Source organism: Streptomyces longispororuber (assembly GCF_024448165.1).
Taxonomy (GTDB): Bacteria; Actinomycetota; Actinomycetes; order Streptomycetales; family Streptomycetaceae; genus Streptomyces; species Streptomyces longispororuber_A.
Genome location: NZ_JAMOLN010000032.1, coordinates 43,700 through 62,475, shown reverse-complemented (window position 1 = coordinate 62,475; position 18,776 = coordinate 43,700). Strand labels below are relative to the sequence as shown.

At 74.5% G+C, this 18,776-nt stretch carries 14 protein-coding genes, 1 pseudogene and 1 riboswitch; of the genes and pseudogenes, 7 read left to right on the top strand and 8 right to left on the bottom strand.

Going from position 1 to position 18,776, the window contains the following annotated elements; all coding sequences use genetic code 11:
- Positions 1-286 precede the first annotated feature (286 nt).
- Together M4J07_RS12190 and M4J07_RS12185 are read right to left on the bottom strand one after the other, a co-directional pair.
- Positions 287-1,054: a DUF4389 domain-containing protein gene (locus tag M4J07_RS12190; protein WP_308284748.1), complete on the bottom strand. Its 768-nt coding sequence runs from the start codon at positions 1,052-1,054 to the stop codon at positions 287-289.
- 167 nt (positions 1,055-1,221) lie between these two features.
- Positions 1,222-2,397, bottom strand: a pseudogene (locus M4J07_RS12185) (MFS transporter); the annotation flags it as partial.
- Between the two features lie 83 nt (positions 2,398-2,480).
- Between M4J07_RS12185 and M4J07_RS12180 the strand changes: the two are divergent.
- From M4J07_RS12180 to M4J07_RS12170, 3 genes are all read left to right on the top strand, one after another.
- Complete coding sequence (locus M4J07_RS12180; protein ID WP_255970904.1) at positions 2,481-3,425, top strand: LysR family transcriptional regulator; 945 nt, start codon at positions 2,481-2,483, stop codon at positions 3,423-3,425.
- Between the two features lie 55 nt (positions 3,426-3,480).
- The gene (locus tag M4J07_RS12175) at positions 3,481-4,443 is read left to right on the top strand and encodes a S8 family peptidase (RefSeq protein WP_255970902.1); all 963 of its coding nucleotides are present in this window, start codon (positions 3,481-3,483) and stop codon (positions 4,441-4,443) included.
- 136 nt (positions 4,444-4,579) lie between these two features.
- Positions 4,580-5,020 (top strand): hypothetical protein, encoded by a 441-nt coding sequence (locus M4J07_RS12170; RefSeq protein WP_255970900.1) that lies wholly within the window; start codon positions 4,580-4,582, stop codon positions 5,018-5,020.
- On the opposite strand, the gene M4J07_RS12165 is transcribed toward M4J07_RS12170, so the two are convergent.
- Both M4J07_RS12165 and M4J07_RS12160 read right to left on the bottom strand, forming a co-directional pair.
- Positions 5,011-6,879, bottom strand: coding sequence for a DUF6049 family protein (locus M4J07_RS12165; RefSeq protein ID WP_255970898.1), 1,869 nt, complete (start codon positions 6,877-6,879; stop codon positions 5,011-5,013). The two genes, M4J07_RS12170 and M4J07_RS12165, sit on opposite strands and share 10 nt — an antisense overlap.
- A gap of 113 nt (positions 6,880-6,992) precedes the next feature.
- Positions 6,993-7,403, bottom strand: coding sequence for a bleomycin resistance protein (locus M4J07_RS12160; protein ID WP_255970896.1), 411 nt, complete (start codon positions 7,401-7,403; stop codon positions 6,993-6,995).
- 111 nt (positions 7,404-7,514) lie between these two features.
- Here M4J07_RS12160 and cbiE point away from each other — a divergent pair, with 111 nt between their 5' ends.
- The gene (gene cbiE / locus M4J07_RS12155) at positions 7,515-8,762 is read left to right on the top strand and encodes a precorrin-6y C5,15-methyltransferase (decarboxylating) subunit CbiE (protein ID WP_255970894.1); all 1,248 of its coding nucleotides are present in this window, start codon (positions 7,515-7,517) and stop codon (positions 8,760-8,762) included.
- The gene (gene cobM / locus M4J07_RS12150) at positions 8,759-9,508 is read left to right on the top strand and encodes a precorrin-4 C(11)-methyltransferase (protein ID WP_255970892.1); all 750 of its coding nucleotides are present in this window, start codon (positions 8,759-8,761) and stop codon (positions 9,506-9,508) included. The genes cbiE and cobM overlap by 4 nt, the downstream gene beginning before the upstream one ends.
- A gap of 11 nt (positions 9,509-9,519) precedes the next feature.
- On the opposite strand, the gene M4J07_RS12145 is transcribed toward cobM, so the two are convergent.
- Positions 9,520-10,635, bottom strand: coding sequence for a cobalt-precorrin-5B (C(1))-methyltransferase (locus M4J07_RS12145; protein ID WP_255970890.1), 1,116 nt, complete (start codon positions 10,633-10,635; stop codon positions 9,520-9,522).
- A gap of 20 nt (positions 10,636-10,655) precedes the next feature.
- Between M4J07_RS12145 and M4J07_RS12140 the strand changes: the two genes are divergently transcribed.
- Positions 10,656-11,429 (top strand): cobalt-precorrin-6A reductase, encoded by a 774-nt coding sequence (locus tag M4J07_RS12140; RefSeq protein WP_255970888.1) that lies wholly within the window; start codon positions 10,656-10,658, stop codon positions 11,427-11,429.
- On the opposite strand, the gene M4J07_RS12135 is transcribed toward M4J07_RS12140, so the two are convergent.
- Genes M4J07_RS12135 through M4J07_RS12125 form a run of 3 tightly spaced genes read right to left on the bottom strand, consistent with a single transcriptional unit; the run spans position 11,409 to position 14,841 of the window.
- Positions 11,409-12,944 carry a precorrin-2 C(20)-methyltransferase gene (locus M4J07_RS12135; protein ID WP_255970886.1) on the bottom strand — a complete coding sequence of 512 codons (1,536 nt, stop codon included), beginning with the start codon at positions 12,942-12,944 and terminating at the stop codon, positions 11,409-11,411. The genes M4J07_RS12140 and M4J07_RS12135 overlap by 21 nt on opposite strands.
- Complete coding sequence (locus M4J07_RS12130) at positions 12,941-13,582, bottom strand: precorrin-8X methylmutase (RefSeq protein ID WP_255970885.1); 642 nt, start codon at positions 13,580-13,582, stop codon at positions 12,941-12,943. The genes M4J07_RS12135 and M4J07_RS12130 overlap by 4 nt, the downstream gene beginning before the upstream one ends.
- Positions 13,583-13,596: 14 nt before the next feature.
- On the bottom strand, positions 13,597-14,841 hold the full coding sequence (locus M4J07_RS12125; RefSeq protein ID WP_255970884.1) for a cobalamin biosynthesis protein CobG: 1,245 nt from the start codon (positions 14,839-14,841) through the stop codon (positions 13,597-13,599).
- An 81-nt stretch (positions 14,842-14,922) separates the two neighbouring features.
- A riboswitch (cobalamin riboswitch) is annotated at positions 14,923-15,013 on the top strand.
- Between the two features lie 54 nt (positions 15,014-15,067).
- Here M4J07_RS12125 and cobN point away from each other — a divergent pair.
- Complete coding sequence (gene cobN, locus M4J07_RS12120) at positions 15,068-18,682, top strand: cobaltochelatase subunit CobN (RefSeq protein ID WP_255970882.1); 3,615 nt, start codon at positions 15,068-15,070, stop codon at positions 18,680-18,682.
- Positions 18,683-18,776 lie beyond the last annotated feature (94 nt).

Below are 18,776 nucleotides of genomic sequence, written 5' to 3'. Positions count from 1 at the left end.
GCCGGTGGGGCTTCTCGCGCAGTTCCCCGCGCCCCTGGAGCATGCGGCTCCGCCGCAGCCCCAGCGACGCCCCTCAAGACGGCGCACGAAGTGCGCCTCTCAGGGGCGCGGGGAACTGCGCGAGCAACCACGACGCACCCGCACCCGGCGATCAAGCGCGGCCGTGCTTTTCAGGGGCGCGGGGAACTGCGCGACCAGCCACGACGTACCCGCACCCGGCGATCAAGCAGTCACAGCTACGGCGCGCAGCCGTGCTGTCAGGGGTGCGGCCACTCCAAACCCAGCCTCACGGCGTCCGCACCGCCGTGGACACCTCGACCGGGGAAGCCGAGCGCAGCGTGTTCGCGGACCAGCCCGCCAGACCCAGCACCAGGAACGCCCCCACCAGCACCTTCCCGACCCCACCCACGAACAACGGCCGAGTCGCCGAAGGCCCCCGTACCGTGCCCAGCACCGCATCCGCCGCCCCCTGATCCCCGAACAGCCGCTTCGGGTACGCCGACGTGAGCAGCAGCACGTACGCCCCCAGCCGCATCCGGTACCGCAGCACCGCCGCCGTCGCCTCGAACAACGGCAGCGGCATCCGGCCGAGCGTCAGCACCACCAGCCACGACACGAACGACACCGCCCACCACCCCGCCGTCGCCAGCGCCGACACGAGCGCCGCCGGGATCGCCAGGAGGAGGCGGAAGAGGACGGCCGCCCGGTTGAGCGCGGTCGAGTGCAGCCGCACCTGGACCGGGTAACCGGACCGTTCCGCCAGTTCGAACGGCGGGTAGCGGCCCGTCAGCAGCATCGCCGCCGCGTTGACCCGGGTGTCGTAGCGGAGGTATCCGCCCAGCCAGCGCTCCATCGGATCGGGCAGCCGGCCGAGGAGCAGGGCCGCGCACCACGCGCCGATCGCCACGAAGAACGTCGCGAGGGAGAGGACGAGCAGGACGGCGGCGTGCGGGAGGAGGAGCAGGAGGCGGAGCAGGACCGCCGCGCGGTTCTGCCGGCCGGGCGGCGGGATGTCGAGTTCGGGCAGCGGCTCGGCGCCGGGGACCAGGGGCACGGTCCCGTAGGGGCCCGAGTGCGGGGAGGGGGCAGCCATGCCGCCACTGTGCACAAAACCGCAGGCCAGGGCATCCGCTGAGGTCCGAAGGGGTGGCGGCGGGGATCAGGCCCGGTCGACCGGCGGCGCCACCCGCTCAGCGGCCGCCCGGCCCCGGCGAGCGGCCGCAGCAGCAGCGGTGTGGCCAGCAGCAGGACGCCCGCCGCGGCCAGCGCCGGGCGGATGCCGACGAGCGCCGCGAGCCCGCCCCACGCCAGGGTCAGCGCCGCGGTCGTCGCGCTGCCCGTGACCGACCAGGCGGTGAGGACCCGGGCCACCGTGCCGGGCTCGGTCTGCTGGAGGCGGTACGTGGCGTAGACCGGGTTGAAGACGCCGCAGCAGGTGATCAGGCCCAGTTCGATCACGACGACCAGTGCCAGACCGCCCGCGCCGGGGCCGATGAACGCGAGGCCCACCGGCCAGACCACCCGCGCCACCGCGCTCACCCACAGCACCCGCAGCTGTCCGAACCGGGCGGCCAGCGGACGGGCGAGGCGGGAGCCGACGAGGCCGCCGAGGCACGGCAGGCCGAAGGCGAGCCCGTACTGCCAGGGTGCGAAGCCGAGGTCGCCGAGCATCAGGACGGCGACCAGCGGCGCGCCCACCATGATCAGGCCGTTGACGAGGACCGTGTTGAGGAACAGGGGGCGCAGCACCGGGTGGCCGAGGATGTGGCGCCAGCCCTCGCCGAGGCCGAGCGCGTCCCGTGGGGCGGGCGGGGCGGGCGGCTGTTCGGGGGTGCGGATCGCGCGGAGGCCGAGCGCGGACAGGACGTAGCTGGCGGCGTCCAGGACGACGGTCGTCAGCGGTCCGAACGCGCCGATCAGCGCCCCGCCGAGCGGCGGCCCGACCGCGGTCGCCGTCCACTGCGTCGACTCGAACCGGCCGTTGGCGACCAGGAGCCGTTCCCCGCCCAGGAGTTGCTTCAGATACGCGCCGCTCGCCGCCTTGAAGGCGATGTCGGACGCCGCGACGACCACGGACACCAGCACGAGGTGGCCGAACGACAGCGCGCCGAGCGCGAACGCGGCGGGCAGCGACAGGAGCGCCGCGCACCGGGCGAGGTCCGCGGCGATCATCACCGGACGCTTGTGCCGGAACTCCACCCACGGCCCCAGCGGCACCGCCACCAGCGCCCCCATCGCGAGCCCCGCCGCCGAGAGGAACGACACCTGCGCCGCCCCGCTGTGCAGCACGAGCACCGCGATCAGCTGGAAGGCGTCGAGCGCCAGCCAGGTTCCCGCCGTGCTCGCGGTGTACGCCGCCCACAGCCATCCGAAGTCCCGCCCGAGCCTCACCCTCATGAGCTGCGATCCAAGCGGCGCGGCAGGGGGCCGATCAAACAACCGACACGGCCGGACCGTACAACCCGTGGTTGTATGGCGAGGTGGATGTCGAAGCCGTACGCACCTTCGTCGCCGTCGCCGACGAGGGGCAGATCCAGATCGCCGCGCAGGAGCTCGGCGTGAGCCAGCAGGCCGCCTCCAAGCGGATCGCCGCACTGGAGCGGCAGCTCGGCGTCCGCCTGTTCACCCGCACCCCGCGGGGCGCCCGGCTCACCCTCGACGGGCAGGCGTTCCTGCCGCACGCCAAGGCCGTGGTGCGCGCCGTGGAGCGGGCGGCCGGGGCGGTGGCGCCGGGGCGGCGGCCGCTGCGGGTCGACGTCATGGGGACCCGGGTGAGCGTCGCCGGGCTGGTCCAGGACTTCCACCGCGAGCACCCCGACGTCGCCCTCGACGTGGTGGCGACCGCCGCCGACGGCCGGGCCGTGCTCGCCGCCGTGCGCGACGGCAACCTGGACGCCGGGTTCTGGGCGCGCCGCGTCCCCGAGGACCAGCTGCCGTCCGGGGTGCGCAGCACGCGCGTGTACGACGAGCCGATGCTGCTCGTCACCGGGACCGGGCATCCGCTGGCCGGCGCGGAGACCGTGGCGATGGCGGACCTCGCCGGGCACCGCATCTCGATGCCGGGGCTCGCGGAGGGCAGCGAATGGGCCGCGTACTACGCCGAGTTGGCGCGGGAGTTCCGGCTCGACATCGACACGTCGGGCCCCTCGTTCGGCTCGGACTACCTGTTGCAGACGGTGGCGGGGTCGGCGACGGCCGCCACGTTCATGGGGCCGCGCACCCCGCTGGCGTACCCGGCGGGCCTCGACCTGCGGACGATCCCCGTCCGCGATCCGATGCCGGTGTACCCGCACTCCCTGCTGTGGCGCGCGGACAATCCGCACCCGGGCCTGACGGCGCTGCGCGCGTACCTGGCGCGGGAGTACGCGGGCGCGCGTCCCGCGGACCACTGGACGCCGGACTGGGAGCAGGCCGCACGGCGGTAACCCACACGGCCCGCCCCCACATGCGTGAGGCGGGGGCCGACCGCACGCTCGGAGCATGCGCACCCGTACACCTCTCGCCCTCTGCCTGGCAGCCACCCTCCTCCTCGCCACCGCCTGCGGCGACGACAGCAAGCCGGACCCGATGCGGGACGACCAGTGGGCGCTCGACGCGATCAAGCTGCCCGACGCCTGGGACACGTCCAAGGGCGACGACACGGTCATCGCGGTCGTCGACAGCGGCGCCGACCTCGACCACCCGGACCTCAAGGGCCGGCTGGTCGACGGCTACGACTTCGTCGACAACGACGACGAGCCCAAGGACCTGAACGGCCACGGCACGCACGTCTCCGGCATCGCCGCCGCGCACACCGACAACGGCGTGGGCATCGCGGGCGGCGCCCCCGGCGCCAAGATCATGCCGGTGCGGGTGCTCGGCGCCGACGGCAGCGGCTCCAACGCGAACATCACCAAGGGCATCGTCTGGGCCGCCGACCACGGCGCCGACGTCATCAACCTCTCCCTCGGCGAAGGCCCGCTGATGTCGAACCTGCTGCAGGGCGGCATCCTCAACCAGGCCATCCAGCACGCCCACGACAAGGGCGCGGTCGTCGTCGCCGCGGCCGGCAACGACGGCGCGGACACCCAGCCGTACAAGGTGCAGACACCCGTTCTCGTCGTCGGCGCCAGCACCCAGGCGGGCACGGCCGCGGACTTCTCCAACTTCGGTGCGGAGCAGGCCGTCTCGGCCCCCGGCGTCGACATCCTCTCCACGCTCCCGACGTACAGGACGAAGGAGACCCTGAAGGACACCTCGGGATACGGCGAGCTGTCCGGCACCTCGATGGCCTCGCCCTACGTCGCGGCCGTCGCCGCGCTCCTGCACGACGAGGGCCTGAAGCCCGACGAGATCATCTCCACGATCCGGGACACCGCCGCCAACCCGAAGAACATCGCCAAGCTGGGCCTGGGCGTCGTGGACGCGAAGGCGGCCGTGCAGAAGGCCGACGACGCCGACTGACGGGCCGGCGCCGGCCGGTGACATTTGTACCGGCAGGGTGAGGACGCCTCGCTCTGCCGGGACCCGCCCCCCGTCCACGAAGCTCAGTGGTACCGGAAACGGACCACACACCACGGACGGCACAGGGGGCTGGGACATGAGCGGCGAGACGGCTACGGGTCAGGTCATGCGGGGCACCGACTTCAAGGGACTGCCCACCTGGTACTTCCCGATCATGGGCTGCCTCGCCGGCGTCTTCGACGTCGCCCGCGCCTACCCGGCCGTGTACTGGGTGATCCCGATCGTGCTGATCGTCAACCTCACCCTCACGCTGACCGTGCTGCGGACCCGGATGCGGCTGATGCGGGCCCTGTGGAAGAACAAGCGGACCCGGTTCCTCGCCGTCGGCCTGGTCGCCGTCCGCTTCGCGGTGCGCGCCGGGCTCGGCGCCCTCGGCTTCGCCCTGGGCACGGCCGCCGGCGGGGTCGCCGTCGGCACCGTGATGGCCGTGCTCGGTACGGCCATGGGATGGGGCGACCAGTGGGTGATCCTGCGGACGCTGCGCCGCAGCGAGGCGAAGGCCCGGACTCAGTCCTGACCCGCGGAGCCCCCGGTGCCACCCGTGCCGCCCGTGCCGTCCGTGTCGCCCGTGTCCTGTGGGCCCCCTGCCTGCTGCGCCCCGCGCCGCCTGCGCACCCGCCGCATCCGGAACGCCGCCGCCAGCACGATCAGCCCGATCCCCGTCGCCACCACGGCGATCGCCCCCGACGACACCGACGTGACGTCCACGTCGAACGTCATCGGCTCGCCCCACGGCCGGCCGTCGCTGGTCGTGTAGAGGCGGGCCGTCAGCTCCGCCTTGCCGTTGGCCTTCGCGGTGACGCGGATGGGCGAGGTGTGGCTCGCCGAGCCCGCCGCCTCCACCGACAGCTTCCCGTCGTTGACCCGCAGGCGCTCCGCGTCGCTGGACGTCAGGCGCAGTTCGAGCCCGGACACCGGCTGCTGCAGCGCGTTGTCGACCGTCACCGGGATCGTCGCGTCGCCCGAGGTGAGCGTGACGGTGGTCTTCGGGACCAGCCGAAGCGACGCGACCGACGTCGACAGGAACGCGGACGTGCGCTGCTGGAACGTCTCCTGCTCGCCGTCGTCCGTGTCCCGCCAGGCCGTGGACAGGGCGCGGGCCATCGCCGCGTGCACGGACGCCGTGGTGGTCTTCGGATCGGCGAGCACCTTCGACAGCGTCGCCAGACCGTCCAGATCGCCTGCCACGGCGGTGAGTTGAGCGGCCGTCAGCTCGGTGGACCGGAGCCGGGACGGGTAGTCCGCGCTCGCGCCGGCCGCGCCGTCCACCGGATCGTCGTCCGACGTGCGGATGCCCTCCAGGTCCAGCCAGCCGTCGTCGGTGCCGGCGTCGAGCGCCGCACCGAGCGTCTGCGCCGCCGTGCCGGACAGATCGCGGGGCGGTACGAGGACGGGGCGGGTGTTCGCCTTCAGGAGCGCGGTGATCCGGGTGACCGCCGCCGGGTCGGGGCTGTCGGCGTCGCCCGGCTCCGCCGGGGACGGCGAGGGGGACGGCGACGCGTCGTCGGTGCCGGTCGGTGAGGGCGACGGCGACGGGCTCGGGGACGGGCTCGCCGTCGGGTCCGCGTCCTCGATGCGGGACAGCGCCGTCGTCAGGTCCGTGTCGTACGGGAGCGCGGTCTGCGCGTCGTCGCCGCTGCCCAGGGTCACCGGATCGGCGCCCGCCGGAGCGAGCCCCGCCCCCGAGGCGAGCAGCCGCGTCACCCCCAACTTTGCGCTCAGCGCGGTCACTTCGGAGTCGAGTGCGCCTCCCGCCGGCCAGCCGAGGCCCGCCCGTGTCCCCGTGCCGAGGATCCGGTCGACCTGCTCCTTCGCGCCGTCCGCGAGCCCCGCCACCACCTCCGTCAGATCGTCGGTGTCGGGCCCCGGGTGATGGGCCAGCGAGGCGAGGTCCGTGTCCGCGTACGGCAGCAGCCACACGTCACGGCCCTCGACCGCGTCCTTCAGATGAGCCAGCCAGGTCCGCGCCGCGCTCTGGCCGGCGCCCTGCGAACTGTCCTGCGGATTGCTGGAGCCGGCGCTGTCCGCGACCCGGTAGCCGTTCGCCATCGCCTGCGCGGCGATCACCAGGTCCGGGTCGACGACCCAGCTGACCTCGCGGCCCTTGCCCGCGTCGACGACCTCGCGCAGCCGCCCGCCGTCCGCGAACAGACCGGCGAGCGTGTCGGCGTCGAAGACCGCCTGCGCGGACGAGCCGGAACCGAGCGCCGCCGCCGTCATGTGCGGGGTCGCGACGACCGGCCACACGACGGAGGCGTGCACCGTGGCGTCGTCGTCCGCCGCGCTCGCCGGTGTCACCGTGCCCGGCAGCGCCGCCGACGCCCCCAGCACCACGGCGGACACGATCCAGGCCCGCGCCGCCCCGTACCTCGCCATGTCCGTCCGCTCCTCCCGCTCGGTGGTCCCCTGAGGTAACACCGTGGAGGAGGCCCGCACGGGGACCGGGCGGCCGGGCGGCGCGTCGGCCCCGGCCCCGTCCCGGCCCTGCGTCAGCCCTCGGTGGCCTCCAGGCCCGACCCGACCCGCAGCAGGTTCCCGTCGAGGTCGACGAGCGCGAACTCCCGCATCCCGTACACCGTGTCGTCCGGTTCGACGAGCCGCGGCGTCGCGTACGGGTCGGTGCTCAGACCCGTCGCCCGCCACTCCTCGCACAGCGCGTCCACGACGTGCGCGCCCTCGTCGAGCCGCAGGTACAGGGCGTGCGCCGTGCTCAGCGGGTCGGTGTCGGGGGCGTGGAAGAAGTGCAGTTCCACGTCGTCGCGCCGCAGGATCAGATAGCCGTCGTCGGGGTAGTGGCCGTCGACCGCGAAGCCGAGGTCCGCGTAGAAGGAGATCGTCAGCGCGAGGTCACGGCTCGGCATGATCGGTGCGGGACGGCCGGTGAGGCGGGTGCGGGACATCGGCGCTCCAGGGGCGTCGGCGGGGGCGCCGCTGTCGCCCGATAGAGTGCGGCTCCCTTGACTTCTCGTCACCCTCCCGAGCATGACGCACCCCGCACGAGGTACCAGGCAGTGACTCCCGCGAACCCCGCCCCACCCGCGGCGACCGTGGTCGGGATCGGCGCCGACGGCTGGCCGGGACTGCCGGAGGCGTCCCGGGCGGCCCTGCGGGAGGCGGACGCCGTCGTCGGCGGCCCGCGTCAGCTCGCGCTGCTGCCCGCCGCCGAGTGCCCGGCCGAGCGGGTGCCGTGGCCGTCACCGCTGCGGCCCGCGGTGCCCGGCCTCCTCGACCGGTTCCGGGGGCGCCGCCTCGCGGTCCTCGCCAGCGGGGACCCCATGTTCTACGGGATCGGCCGGACCCTCACCGAGACCGTCGGCGCCGCGGCCCTGCGCGTCCTGCCCCACCCCTCCTCCGTCGCGTACGCCTGCGCGCGGCTCGGCTGGCCGGTGGAGGAGACCGCGGTGGTCACGCTGGTCGGCCGCCCCGCCGACCGGCTCGCCGCCGCCCTGCACGACGGCCGCCGGATCCTCGTCCTGTCGGCGGGCGCGGACACCCCCGCCGAGGTCGCCGCGCTGCTCGCCGACCGGGGCTTCGGGCCGAGCCGCCTCACCGTCCTGGAACAGCTGGGCGCGGAGGCCGAGTCGGCGTACGAGGGCGTCGCCGAGCAGTGGACGCACGGGCCCGGCGACCCGCTGAACGTGATCGCGGTCGACTGCGTCCGGGCCGCCGGGGCGCTGCGCCTGGGCGCGGTGCCCGGCCTGCCCGACGCCGCGTACGAGAACGACGGCCAGCTCACCAAGCGCCACGTCCGCGCCGTGACCCTCGCCGCGCTCGCCCCGGCGCCCGGGGAACTTCTGTGGGACGTCGGCGGCGGCTCCGGATCGATCGGCGTGGAGTGGATGCGCAGCCACCCGTCGTGCCGGGCGTACGCGGTGGAGCGGGACCCGCGCCGGGCGGACCGGATCGCCCGCAACGCGGCCCGGCTCGGCGTCCCCGGCCTGCACGTCGTGACGGGCCCGGCACCGGAGTCGCTCGACGGACTGCCCGCCCCTGACGCGGTGTTCATCGGCGGCGGCCTCACGGCGCCCGGCCTCCTGGACACGTGCTGGGCGGCGCTCGCCGAGGGCGGCCGCCTCGTCGCGAACACGGTGACGCTCGAATCCGAGGCGCTGCTCACCACCTGGTACCGGCGCCACGGCGGCGACCTGACGAAGCTCTCCGTCGCGCACGCGGTGCCGGTCGGCGGGTTCACGGGATGGCGGCAGGCGATGCCGGTCACGCAATGGTCCGTAACGAAGACTGGGGTTGAGGAACGATGACCGTCTACTTCGTCGGGGCGGGCCCCGGCGCCGCCGACCTGATCACCGTGCGCGGCGCGCGCACCCTCGCGTCCTGCCAGGTGTGCCTCTACGCCGGTTCGCTCGTCCCCCGCGAACTCCTCGCCGAGTGCCCGCCGGACGCCCGGCTGATCGACACGGCGAACCTCGACCTGGACGCCATCGAGCGGGAGCTGGTGGCCGCCCACGAGGCGGGCCTCGACGTGGCCCGCCTGCACTCCGGCGACCCGTCCGTCTTCAGCGCCGTCGCCGAGCAGATGCGCCGCCTGGACGGCCACGGCATCCCGTACGAGGTGGTCCCCGGCGTCCCCGCGTTCGCGGCGGCGGCAGCGGCCCTGAAGCGGGAGCTGACCGTCCCGACCGTCGGCCAGACGGTCATCCTCACCCGCATCGCGCAGCAGGCCACCCCGATGCCGCCCGGCGAGGACCTGGCGACGCTCGGCGCGAGCGGCGCGCTCCTGGTCCTGCACCTGGGCGCCCGCTACGCCGACCGCATCGTGGCGGAGCTCCTCCCGCACTACGGCGCCGACTGCCCGGCCGCCGTCGTCGCCTACGCCAGCCGCGCCGACGAACTCGTGCTGCGCGGCACGCTCGGCGACATCGCGGACCAGGTGAAGGCGGCGGGCGTGCTGCGCACCGCGGTCATCCTGGTCGGCCGGACCCTGGCCGCCTCCCAGTTCCGCGACAGCCACCTCTACTCGGCGGAGCGCGACCGGCACGTCTGCTGAACCGGCCGTCCCTACCGGACGGTGCTGCGGCCCACCACGTTCCCGGCCCGGTCGATGCAGATCACGTCGACCGCGACCGGGGCGCCGCGCAGCACGAGCAGCGCCTGGTCGCGGGCCTCGGCGGCGACCAGGTCGCCGAGCGGGACGCCGGCCGCCGTGCAGGACTGGAGGGCGGCGAGGCCCGTGTTGGCCTCGGCCACCTCGCGGGCCAGCGCCTCGGACGCGCCGCCGCGCCTGGCCAGCTCCGCCAGGAAGCCCTTGTCGACCTGGGAGCGGGCCGAGTGCAGGTCCAGATGGCCCGCCGCCAGCTTCGACAGCTTCGCGAAGCCGCCGCAGAGCGTGAGCCGGTCCACCGGGTGACGGCGGATGTACTTGAGGACGGCGCCCGCGAAGTCGCCCATGTCCAGCAGCGCGTCCTCGGGCAGGTCGTGCTCACGGACCACCGTCTTCTCCGACGTGGAGCCCGTGCAGCCCGCCACGTGGGTGCGGCCCGCCGCCCTGGCCACGTCCACGCCCCGGCGGATCGAGTCGATCCACGCCGAGCAGGAGTACGGCACGACGATGCCCGTGGTGCCGAGGATCGACAGCCCGCCGAGGATGCCCAGGCGCGGGTTCCACGTCGAGCGGGCGATCTCCTCGCCGTGGTCCACGGAGACGGTGACCTCCACGTCCCCGGTGCCGCCGTGGTCCGCCGCGACCTGCGCGACGTGCGTGCGGATCATCTCGCGGGGCACCGGGTTGATCGCCGGTTCGCCGACGGGGAGCGGGAGGCCGGGGCGGGTGACCGTGCCGACGCCGGGGCCCGCGCGGAACACGACGCCGGAGCCGGGCGGCAGGGCGCGGACCGTGGCGCGGACGAGCGCGCCGTGGGTGACGTCCGGGTCGTCGCCGGCGTCCTTCACCACGCCCGCCGTCGCCGACTCCGCGTCGCGGGACTCCACCGCGAGGGCGAACGACGGCGTCTGGCCCTTCGGCAGCGTGATCGTCACCGGGTCGGGGAAGTCGCCGGTCAGCAGCGCCGTGTACGCGGCCGTGGTCGCCGCCGTCGCGCAGGCCCCGGTCGTCCAGCCGGGCCGCAGGCCCGTGTGCTTGAGTTGGGCCCCGCGACCCCCTTTCGGCTCAGTCATGTCACCCATGGAGTTCCCCGATGCACGTTCTGATCCTCGGCGGGACGACCGAGGCGCGGCGGCTCGCCGAAGCACTGGTCCCGGAGCCCGGCACGCAGGTCACCAGCTCCCTCGCGGGCCGGGTCGCCGCGCCCCGGCTGCCGCCCGGTGAGGTGCGGGTCGGCGGGTTCTGCGGCGCCCAGGGGCTGGCGGAGTGGCTGCGGGCGCACGCGGTTGACGCGGTCATCGACGCCACCCATCCCTTCGCCGAGACGATCAGTTTCAACGCGGCCGAGGCGGCCGCCACCGCCCATGTTCCCCTGCTCGCGCTGCGCCGGCCCGGCTGGGTGCCGGGCGACGGCGACGACTGGCGCGAGGTCGCCTCGCTGGCCGACGCCGCGCAGGCCGTACGGGGCGCGGGCCGGGTCTTCCTCACCACCGGGCGGATGGGCCTCGCCGCGTTCGCGCACGTCGACGACGCCCACTTCCTCGTACGGTCCGTGGACGCGCCCGAGCCGCCGTTCCCGCCGCACATGGAGGTGCTGCTGGACCGCGGCCCGTTCACGCTCGACGGGGAACGCGACGTCATCGCCCGGCACCGCATCGACGTCCTCGTCACCAAGGACAGCGGCGCCGCCGCGACCGCGCCCAAGCTGGTCGCCGCGCGGGAGGCGGGCATCCCGGTCGTCGTCGTCCGCCGCCCACCGGCTCCGCCGGGGATCCCGGTGGCGGCCACCGTGCCGGAAGCGACCGCGTGGCTCGACGGCACGGGGCTCCGCCCCGGACCCCGCTCCTCACACGCCGGAGGGGCTTGAATCCACCTCGGGGTACCGGCGCGGCGTCCATGCCACCGTCCGCCCGTCACCGCGCACAGAGGCCTGTGTCTGCGACGAGCCGACGATCAGCAGCGTCCGCATGTCGACGACGGCCGGGTCGAGGTCGGCGAGGCGGACGACGCGCACGCTCTCCTCCGGGCCGCCGACGTCGCGGGCGAGGATCACCGGGGTGTCGGGCAGCCGTACTTCGAGGAGCAGCTCGCGGGCCTTGCCGACCTGCCAGGTACGGCTGCGGGAGCCCGGGTTGTACAGCGCCAGGACCAGGTCCGCCGCCGCGGCCGCGCGCAGCCGCTCCGCGATGACCTCCCACGGCTTGAGCCGGTCCGACAGGGAGAGCGTCGCGTAGTCGTGGCCGAGCGGGGCACCCGCCTTCGCCGCCGCGGCGTTGGCCGCGGTCACTCCGGGCAGCACGCGCACCGGCACGTCCGTGTAGGCGTCCTGCGACGCCACCTCCAGGACCGCCGTGGCCATCGCGAAGACGCCCGGGTCGCCGCCGGAGACGACCGCCACGCGCCGCCCGCGCCGCGCCAGGTCGAGCGCGAACTCGGCGCGCTCCGACTCCACCTTGTTGTCCGAACCGTGCCGGGTCTGCCCCGGGCGGACCGGCACGCGGTCCAGGTACGTGGTGTAGCCGACGAGGTCGTCGGCGCCCGCGAGCGCGCCGCGCGACTCGGGGGTGAGCCAGGGCGCACCGGCCGGACCCGTGCCGACCACGACGACCTCGCCGCGCGCCGGGTCGGGGTCCACGACGGACGTCGCGTCGATCCGGGAGGGCAGCACGGCCACCGAGAAGTACGGGACCGAGTCCGGGTCGATGTCCGCGAGGCGGCCGGTCCGCTCACCCGCCATGAAGGCCCGCTCGACGTACCGGGCGTCGTCGAGCCGGCCCGAACTCTCCATCGCGGCACGGACCTTGGTGAAGGTACGCCCCAGCTTCATCACGACGGCCGAGTCGGCGGCGGCGACGCGTGCGGCCAGCTCGTCCTCGGGCAGCGTGCCCGGGATGATCGTGAGGGTCTCCCTGTCCTCGCACAGCGGCTCGCCGAGGCGGGCCGCGGCGGCGCTGATGGAGGTCACCCCGGGGATCACGGTCGCCTCGTACCGGTCCGCGAGCCGCTTGTGCATGTGCTGGTACGAGCCGTAGAACAGCGGGTCGCCCTCGGCGAGCACCGCGACCGTGCGGCCCGCGTCGAGGTGCGCGGCGAGCGTCGCGGCGGCCTCGGCGTAGAAGTCGTCGAGCGCGCCCCGGTAGCCGCCGGGGTGGTCGGTGGTCTCCACGGTGAGCGGGTACATCAGCCGCTCCTCGATCTGGTCCTCGCGGATGTGCTCCGCGGCGATCGAGCGGGCGATGGACCGGCCGTGGCGCGCGCAGTGGTAGGCGATGACGTCGGCCGACGCGATCGCCTTCACGGCGGCGACCGTCATCAGCTCCGGGTCGCCGGGCCCGAGCCCGACCCCGTACAACCGGCCCTTGGCCACAGGTGCGTTGCTCATGCCTGGATCTCCACCTCGGTCGCTATGGCGTTGAGCGCGGCGGCCGTCATGGCGCTGCCGCCGCGGCGGCCCCGGACGACCAGGTACTCGAGGCCCAGGTCGTTCGCGGCGAGCGCGTCCTTCGACTCGGCGGCGCCGACGAAGCCGACGGGGATGCCGAGGACGGCGGCGGGCCGGGGCCCGCCCTTGCCGATCATCTCCAGCAGGTGGAAGAGGGCGGTGGGCGCGTTGCCGATGGCGACGACGGCACCGTCGAGCCGGTCCCGCCACAGTTCGAGGGCGGCGGCGCTGCGGGTGGTGCCCAACTCCGCGGCCAGGCCGGGGACCGCGTCGTCCCGGAGCGTGCAGATCACCTCGTTGTCGGCGGGCAGCCGCTTGCGGGTGACGCCGCTGGCGACCATGTGGGCGTCGCAGAGGATCGGCGCACCGGCGCGCAGGGCGGCCCTGGCCTTCGCCACGACGCCGGCCGAGTGGCCGATGTCCTGTACGAGATCCACCTGGCCGCAGGCGTGGATCATGCGGACCGCGACCTGGGCGACGTCGGCGGGCAGGCCCGCGAGGCCGTCCGCGGCCTCGGCGCGGATGGTGGCGAAGGACTCGCGGTAGATCGCCGCGCCGTCCTTCTCGTAGTCATACACGAGGTTCGGCTCTCTCAACTGGTTGCGGGGTGGGGGTGGTTGATGTCGTATGTGCCGTCGGGCCGGGCCACGACGTCCACGTACGGGCCGGTGGGCCGGCCGCAGCGGCGCTCGCAGCCGGACCAGTACGTGGGGAGGTCGGGGTGGGCGTCGGCGAGGTGGGCGGTGGCGTCGGCGCGGACGTCGGCGTGCGACTTGGCGCAGCCGGGGCGTCCGATGCAGGCCGCTACGCGGGTCCAGGGGGTCGGTTCTGTTGCGGTCGGCTCGGCGCCGGGAATGACGATGCCCCTCCAGGGGGTCAACCGTATTTCCTGTTGCGGGAGTTGGGCGGCCCGGTCGGTCAACTCGGCCCACTGGGCGGCGGTGATGGTCCCGAACGGAGGGAACATCTCAGCCCCTCCGGCGCTTGAGGAGCGGGGTCCGGGGCGGAGCCCCGTGGGCTTCGCGCCGTTGCCGGTTGCTGATGCGTCGGCGGGTGCGGCGCCGTCGTGGCTGAGCGCGCCGTTCCCCGCGCCCCTTGCGGGGGCCCATGCCAAGCCGGCCCCATGAAGCCGGTCACCCACTCTTGCCATCAACTCACCCTCTGCCAGGCCCAGTTCGCGGACACGCCACACCCGCCGACCGGTCACCTCGCGGGCCGATTCCGCGAAGACCTCCGAGGCCAGGACCGCCGCCCGGGCGGCCGTCTCGTACGGGAGGCGGAGGCCGGCCGGCTCCGTGGCGAGGCGGAGGAGGGCCGAACCGTCGGGGAGGCCCCGCAGCAGGACATCGGGAGCCAGCGCAGCGACATCGCCGCGGCCGTCGTCGAGCGCGAACAGGAACCGCCCGGACAGCTCCGGAGTGACGGAACTCGCACACAGCGCCGCGTCGAGACCGGTCAGCCAGTCCCGTACGTCGACGTGGCCGCGCCCGTCGAGTCCGGACATCGGCGACGCCACCACGTTGCGGACCCGCTCGTGCGCGGCCGACGGCAGCAGCCCGGCCGCACCGAGCAGCTCGGCCAACTCGCCGCCGCACCCGTCCCGCAGGCCCCTGAGCTGGACGTTGCCGCGCGAGGTGAGGTGCAGCACGCCGTCCCCGAGCCGCCCCGCCGCCGCGCCGAGCGCCCGCGCCCGCGGCACCGCCAGCACCCCGCCGGGGATCCGCACCCGCGCCAGGAACCCGTCGTCCGCGGCGTGCAGCCGCAGCGCGCCCGGGCAGGCGTCGCCCCGGGACGTAACGGACGTACCGGGATCAGGGGGTATGGGGGAGTCGGGCATGCCGGGGAGCATACCCATCGCCCTGTGACGGGCATCCCGTACCAGGTCATGGCCCGGACCCGTACGATGCAGGGAACAACATCGCCAGCGACGGCGACAGGGGAGGAAGCCCGGTGCGATTCCGGCGCGGTCCCGCCACTGTGAACCCCCACCGGGGGTGAGCCAGGAACTCCCGCCGTCCGACACCACCCGGGGCGCGGACACCCCGAGGAAGGCCAGACGACGCATGCCCCAGCAGCTCCTGCTCCTGTCGACGTCCGACACCGATCTGCTCAGCGCCCGCGCGGCGAACTCCCTCGCCGGCGCCCCGGTCACGTACCGCTTCGCGAACCCGTCCCGGCTCCCGCTCGACGATCTGGACGCGCTGCTCGACGGCGTCGAACTGGTCGTCGTCCGGCTGCTCGGCGGGGTCCGCGCCTGGCAGGACGGCATCGACCGGCTGACCGCCGCCCGCGTCCCGCTCGTCGTGCTCAGTGGTGAACAGGCCCCCGACGCCCAGCTGATGGCGGCCTCCACGGTCCCGGTCGGCATCGCCGCCGAGGCGCACGCCTACCTGGCGCACGGCGGTCCCGCGAACCTGGAGCAGCTGGCCCGGTTCCTCTCCGACACCGTGCTGCTCACCGGCCACGGCTTCGAACCCCCGGCCGCCGCGCCGACCTGGGGCCCGCTGGAGCGCACGCCCGCCGCGGCCGACGGCCCGACGGTCGCCGTGCTCTACTACCGCGCCCACCACATGAGCGGCAACACGGCCTTCGTGCACGCCCTCTGCGACGAGATCGAGCGCGCCGGCGCCCGGCCGCTGCCGCTGTACGTGGCGTCGCTGCGCGCCCCCGAGGCCGAGTTGATCGACGCGCTGGGCGCCGCCGACGCGATCGTCACGACGGTCCTCGCGGCCGGCGGCACCCGCCCGGCGGAGGCGAGCGCCGGCGGCGACGACGAGTCGTGGGACGCGGGTGCGCTCACGCAGCTCGACGTCCCGATCCTCCAGGCCCTGTGCCTGACGTCCTCCCGCGCCGACTGGGAGGAGAACGACGAGGGCGTCTCCCCGCTGGACGCGGCGAGCCAGATCGCGGTGCCCGAGTTCGACGGCCGCCTCATCACCGTCCCGTTCTCCTTCAAGGAGATCGACGAGGACGGGCTCCCGGCGTACGTCGCCGACACCGAGCGCGCGGCCCGGGTCGCCGGGATCGCCGTGCGGCACGCCCGCCTCCGGCACATCCCGGCCGCCGGCAAGCGGCTGGCGCTCGTGCTGTCCGCGTACCCGACGAAGCACTCCCGGATCGGCAACGCGGTGGGCCTCGACACCCCCGCGTCCGCGGTGGCGCTGCTGCGCCGGCTGATCGAGGAGGGCTACGACTTCGGCCCCGCCGAGGACATCCCCGGTCTCGTCTCCGGCGACGGCGACGAGCTGATCCGCGCCCTCATCGAGGCGGGCGGCCACGACCAGGAGTGGCTGACCGACGAGCAGCTCGCCCGCAACCCCGTCCGCATTCCGGCCGCCGACTACAAGCGCTGGTACGTGACGCTGCCGCAGGAGCTGCGCGACGGCGTCGAGCGGCACTGGGGCCCGCCGCCCGGCGAGATGTTCCTCGACCGCAGCCGCAACCCGGAGGGCGACATCGTCCTCGCCGCGCTGCGCCGCGGGAACCTGCTGATCCTCATCCAGCCGCCGCGCGGCTTCGGCGAGAACCCGATCGCGATCTACCACGACCCCGATCTCCCGCCGTCCCACCACTACTTGGCGGCGTACCGCTGGATCGCCGCGGCCGCGGACGACGGCGGGTTCGGCGCCGACGCGATGATCCACCTGGGCAAGCACGGCAACCTGGAGTGGCTGCCCGGCAAGAACGCGGGCCTGTCCGCGGCCTGCGGCCCCGACGCGGCCCTCGGCGACCTGCCGCTCGTCTACCCGTTCCTGGTGAACGACCCGGGCGAGGGCACCCAGGCCAAGCGCCGCGTGCACGCCACGCTCATCGACCACCTGGTGCCGCCGATGGCCCGCGCGGACAGCTACGGCGACATCGCCCGCCTGGAGCAGCTCCTCGACGAGCACGCCCAGATCGCGTCCATGGACCCGGCGAAGCTCCCGGCGATCCGCGCCCAGATCTGGACCCTCATCCAGGCCGCGAAGCTCGACCACGACCTGGGGGTCGAGGACCGGCCCGAGGACGAGGGCTTCGACGACTTCATCATGCATCTCGACGGCTGGCTCTGTGAGATCAAGGACGTCCAGATCCGCGACGGCCTGCACGTACTCGGCGGCGCCCCGCAGGGCGACGACCGCGTCAACCTCGTCCTCGCCATCCTCCGTGCCCGGCAGATCTGGGGCGGCACGCAGGCCCTGCCGGGGCTGCGGGAGGCGCTCGGCCTGGACGAGTCGGCGGCGACCCGCACCGAGGCGGACCGGATCGAGCTGGAGGCCCGCGCCCTCGTCGAGGCGATGGAGGCGGCCGGCTGGGACGCGGCGGCCGTCCCGGACGCGGTGCACGAGGACGTCGCCGCGATCCTCGACTTCGCGGCCCGCGAGGTCGTGCCCCGCCTGGAGCGGACCACCGACGAACTCGACCACGCCGTCCGCGCGTTGAACGGCAGGTTCGTGCCCGCGGGCCCGTCCGGGTCGCCGCTGCGCGGACTGGTGAACGTCCTGCCGACCGGCCGCAACTTCTACTCGGTCGACCCGAAGGCGGTCCCGTCCCGGCTGGCATGGGAGACGGGCCAGGCGCTCGCCGACTCCCTCGTCGAGCGGTACCGGCAGGACAACGACGGGGCGTACCCGACCTCCGTCGGCCTCTCCCTGTGGGGCACGAGCGCCATGCGCACGGCGGGCGACGACGTCGCGGAGGCGTTCGCGCTGCTCGGCATCCGCCCCGTCTGGGACGACGCGTCGCGCCGGGTGACGGGCCTGGAGCCCATCCCCCACGAGGAGTTGAACCGTCCGCGCATCGACGTGACGCTGCGCATCTCCGGCTTCTTCCGCGACGCGTTCCCGCACACGATCGGCCTCCTCGACGACGCCGTCCGGCTCGCCGCGTCCCTCGACGAGCCCGCCGAGATCAACCACGTGCGCGCCCACACCCAGGCCGACCTCGCCGAGCACGGCGACGAGCGCCGCGCCACGACCCGCATCTTCGGCTCGCGTCCGGGCACGTACGGCGCGGGCCTGCTCCAGCTGATCGACTCCAAGGACTGGCGCACCGACGCCGACCTGGCGGAGGTCTACACGGTGTGGGGCGGCTACGCGTACGGCCGCGGCCTGGAGGGGCGGTCGGCCCGTACCGAGATGGAGACGGCCTACAAGCGCATCGCGGTCGCCGCCAAGAACACGGACACCCGCGAGCACGACATCGCCGACTCCGACGACTACTTCCAGTACCACGGCGGCATGGTGGCCACGGTCCGCGCACTGCGCGGCACGGCCCCCGAGGCGTACATCGGCGACTCCACCCGCCCCGAGACGGTCCGCACCCGCACCCTCGTCGAGGAGACGAGCCGCGTCTTCCGGGCCCGCGTCGTCAACCCCAAGTGGATCGAGGCGATGCGCCGCCACGGCTACAAGGGCGCCTTCGAACTCGCCGCCACCGTGGACTACTTGTTCGGCTACGACGCGACGACCGGCGTCATCGCCGACTGGATGTACGACAAGCTCACGGAGACCTACGTCCTCGACGAGACGAACCGCCAGTTCCTCTCGGAGGCCAACCCCTGGGCCCTGCACGGCATCGCCGAGCGTCTCCTGGAGGCCGAGTCCCGCGGCATGTGGGAGAAGCCGGACCCGCAGGTCCTGGCGGCGCTGCGCCAGGTGTACCTGGAGACCGAGGGGGACCTGGAGGCGGACGAGTAGGGCGCTGAGCTGGGGAAACGTGCCTGCATGCCCGATCGGGTGAACGATCACAGGTGCCCTGGAACAGCCACGGCCTACTCTGGGAGCGTCGCGC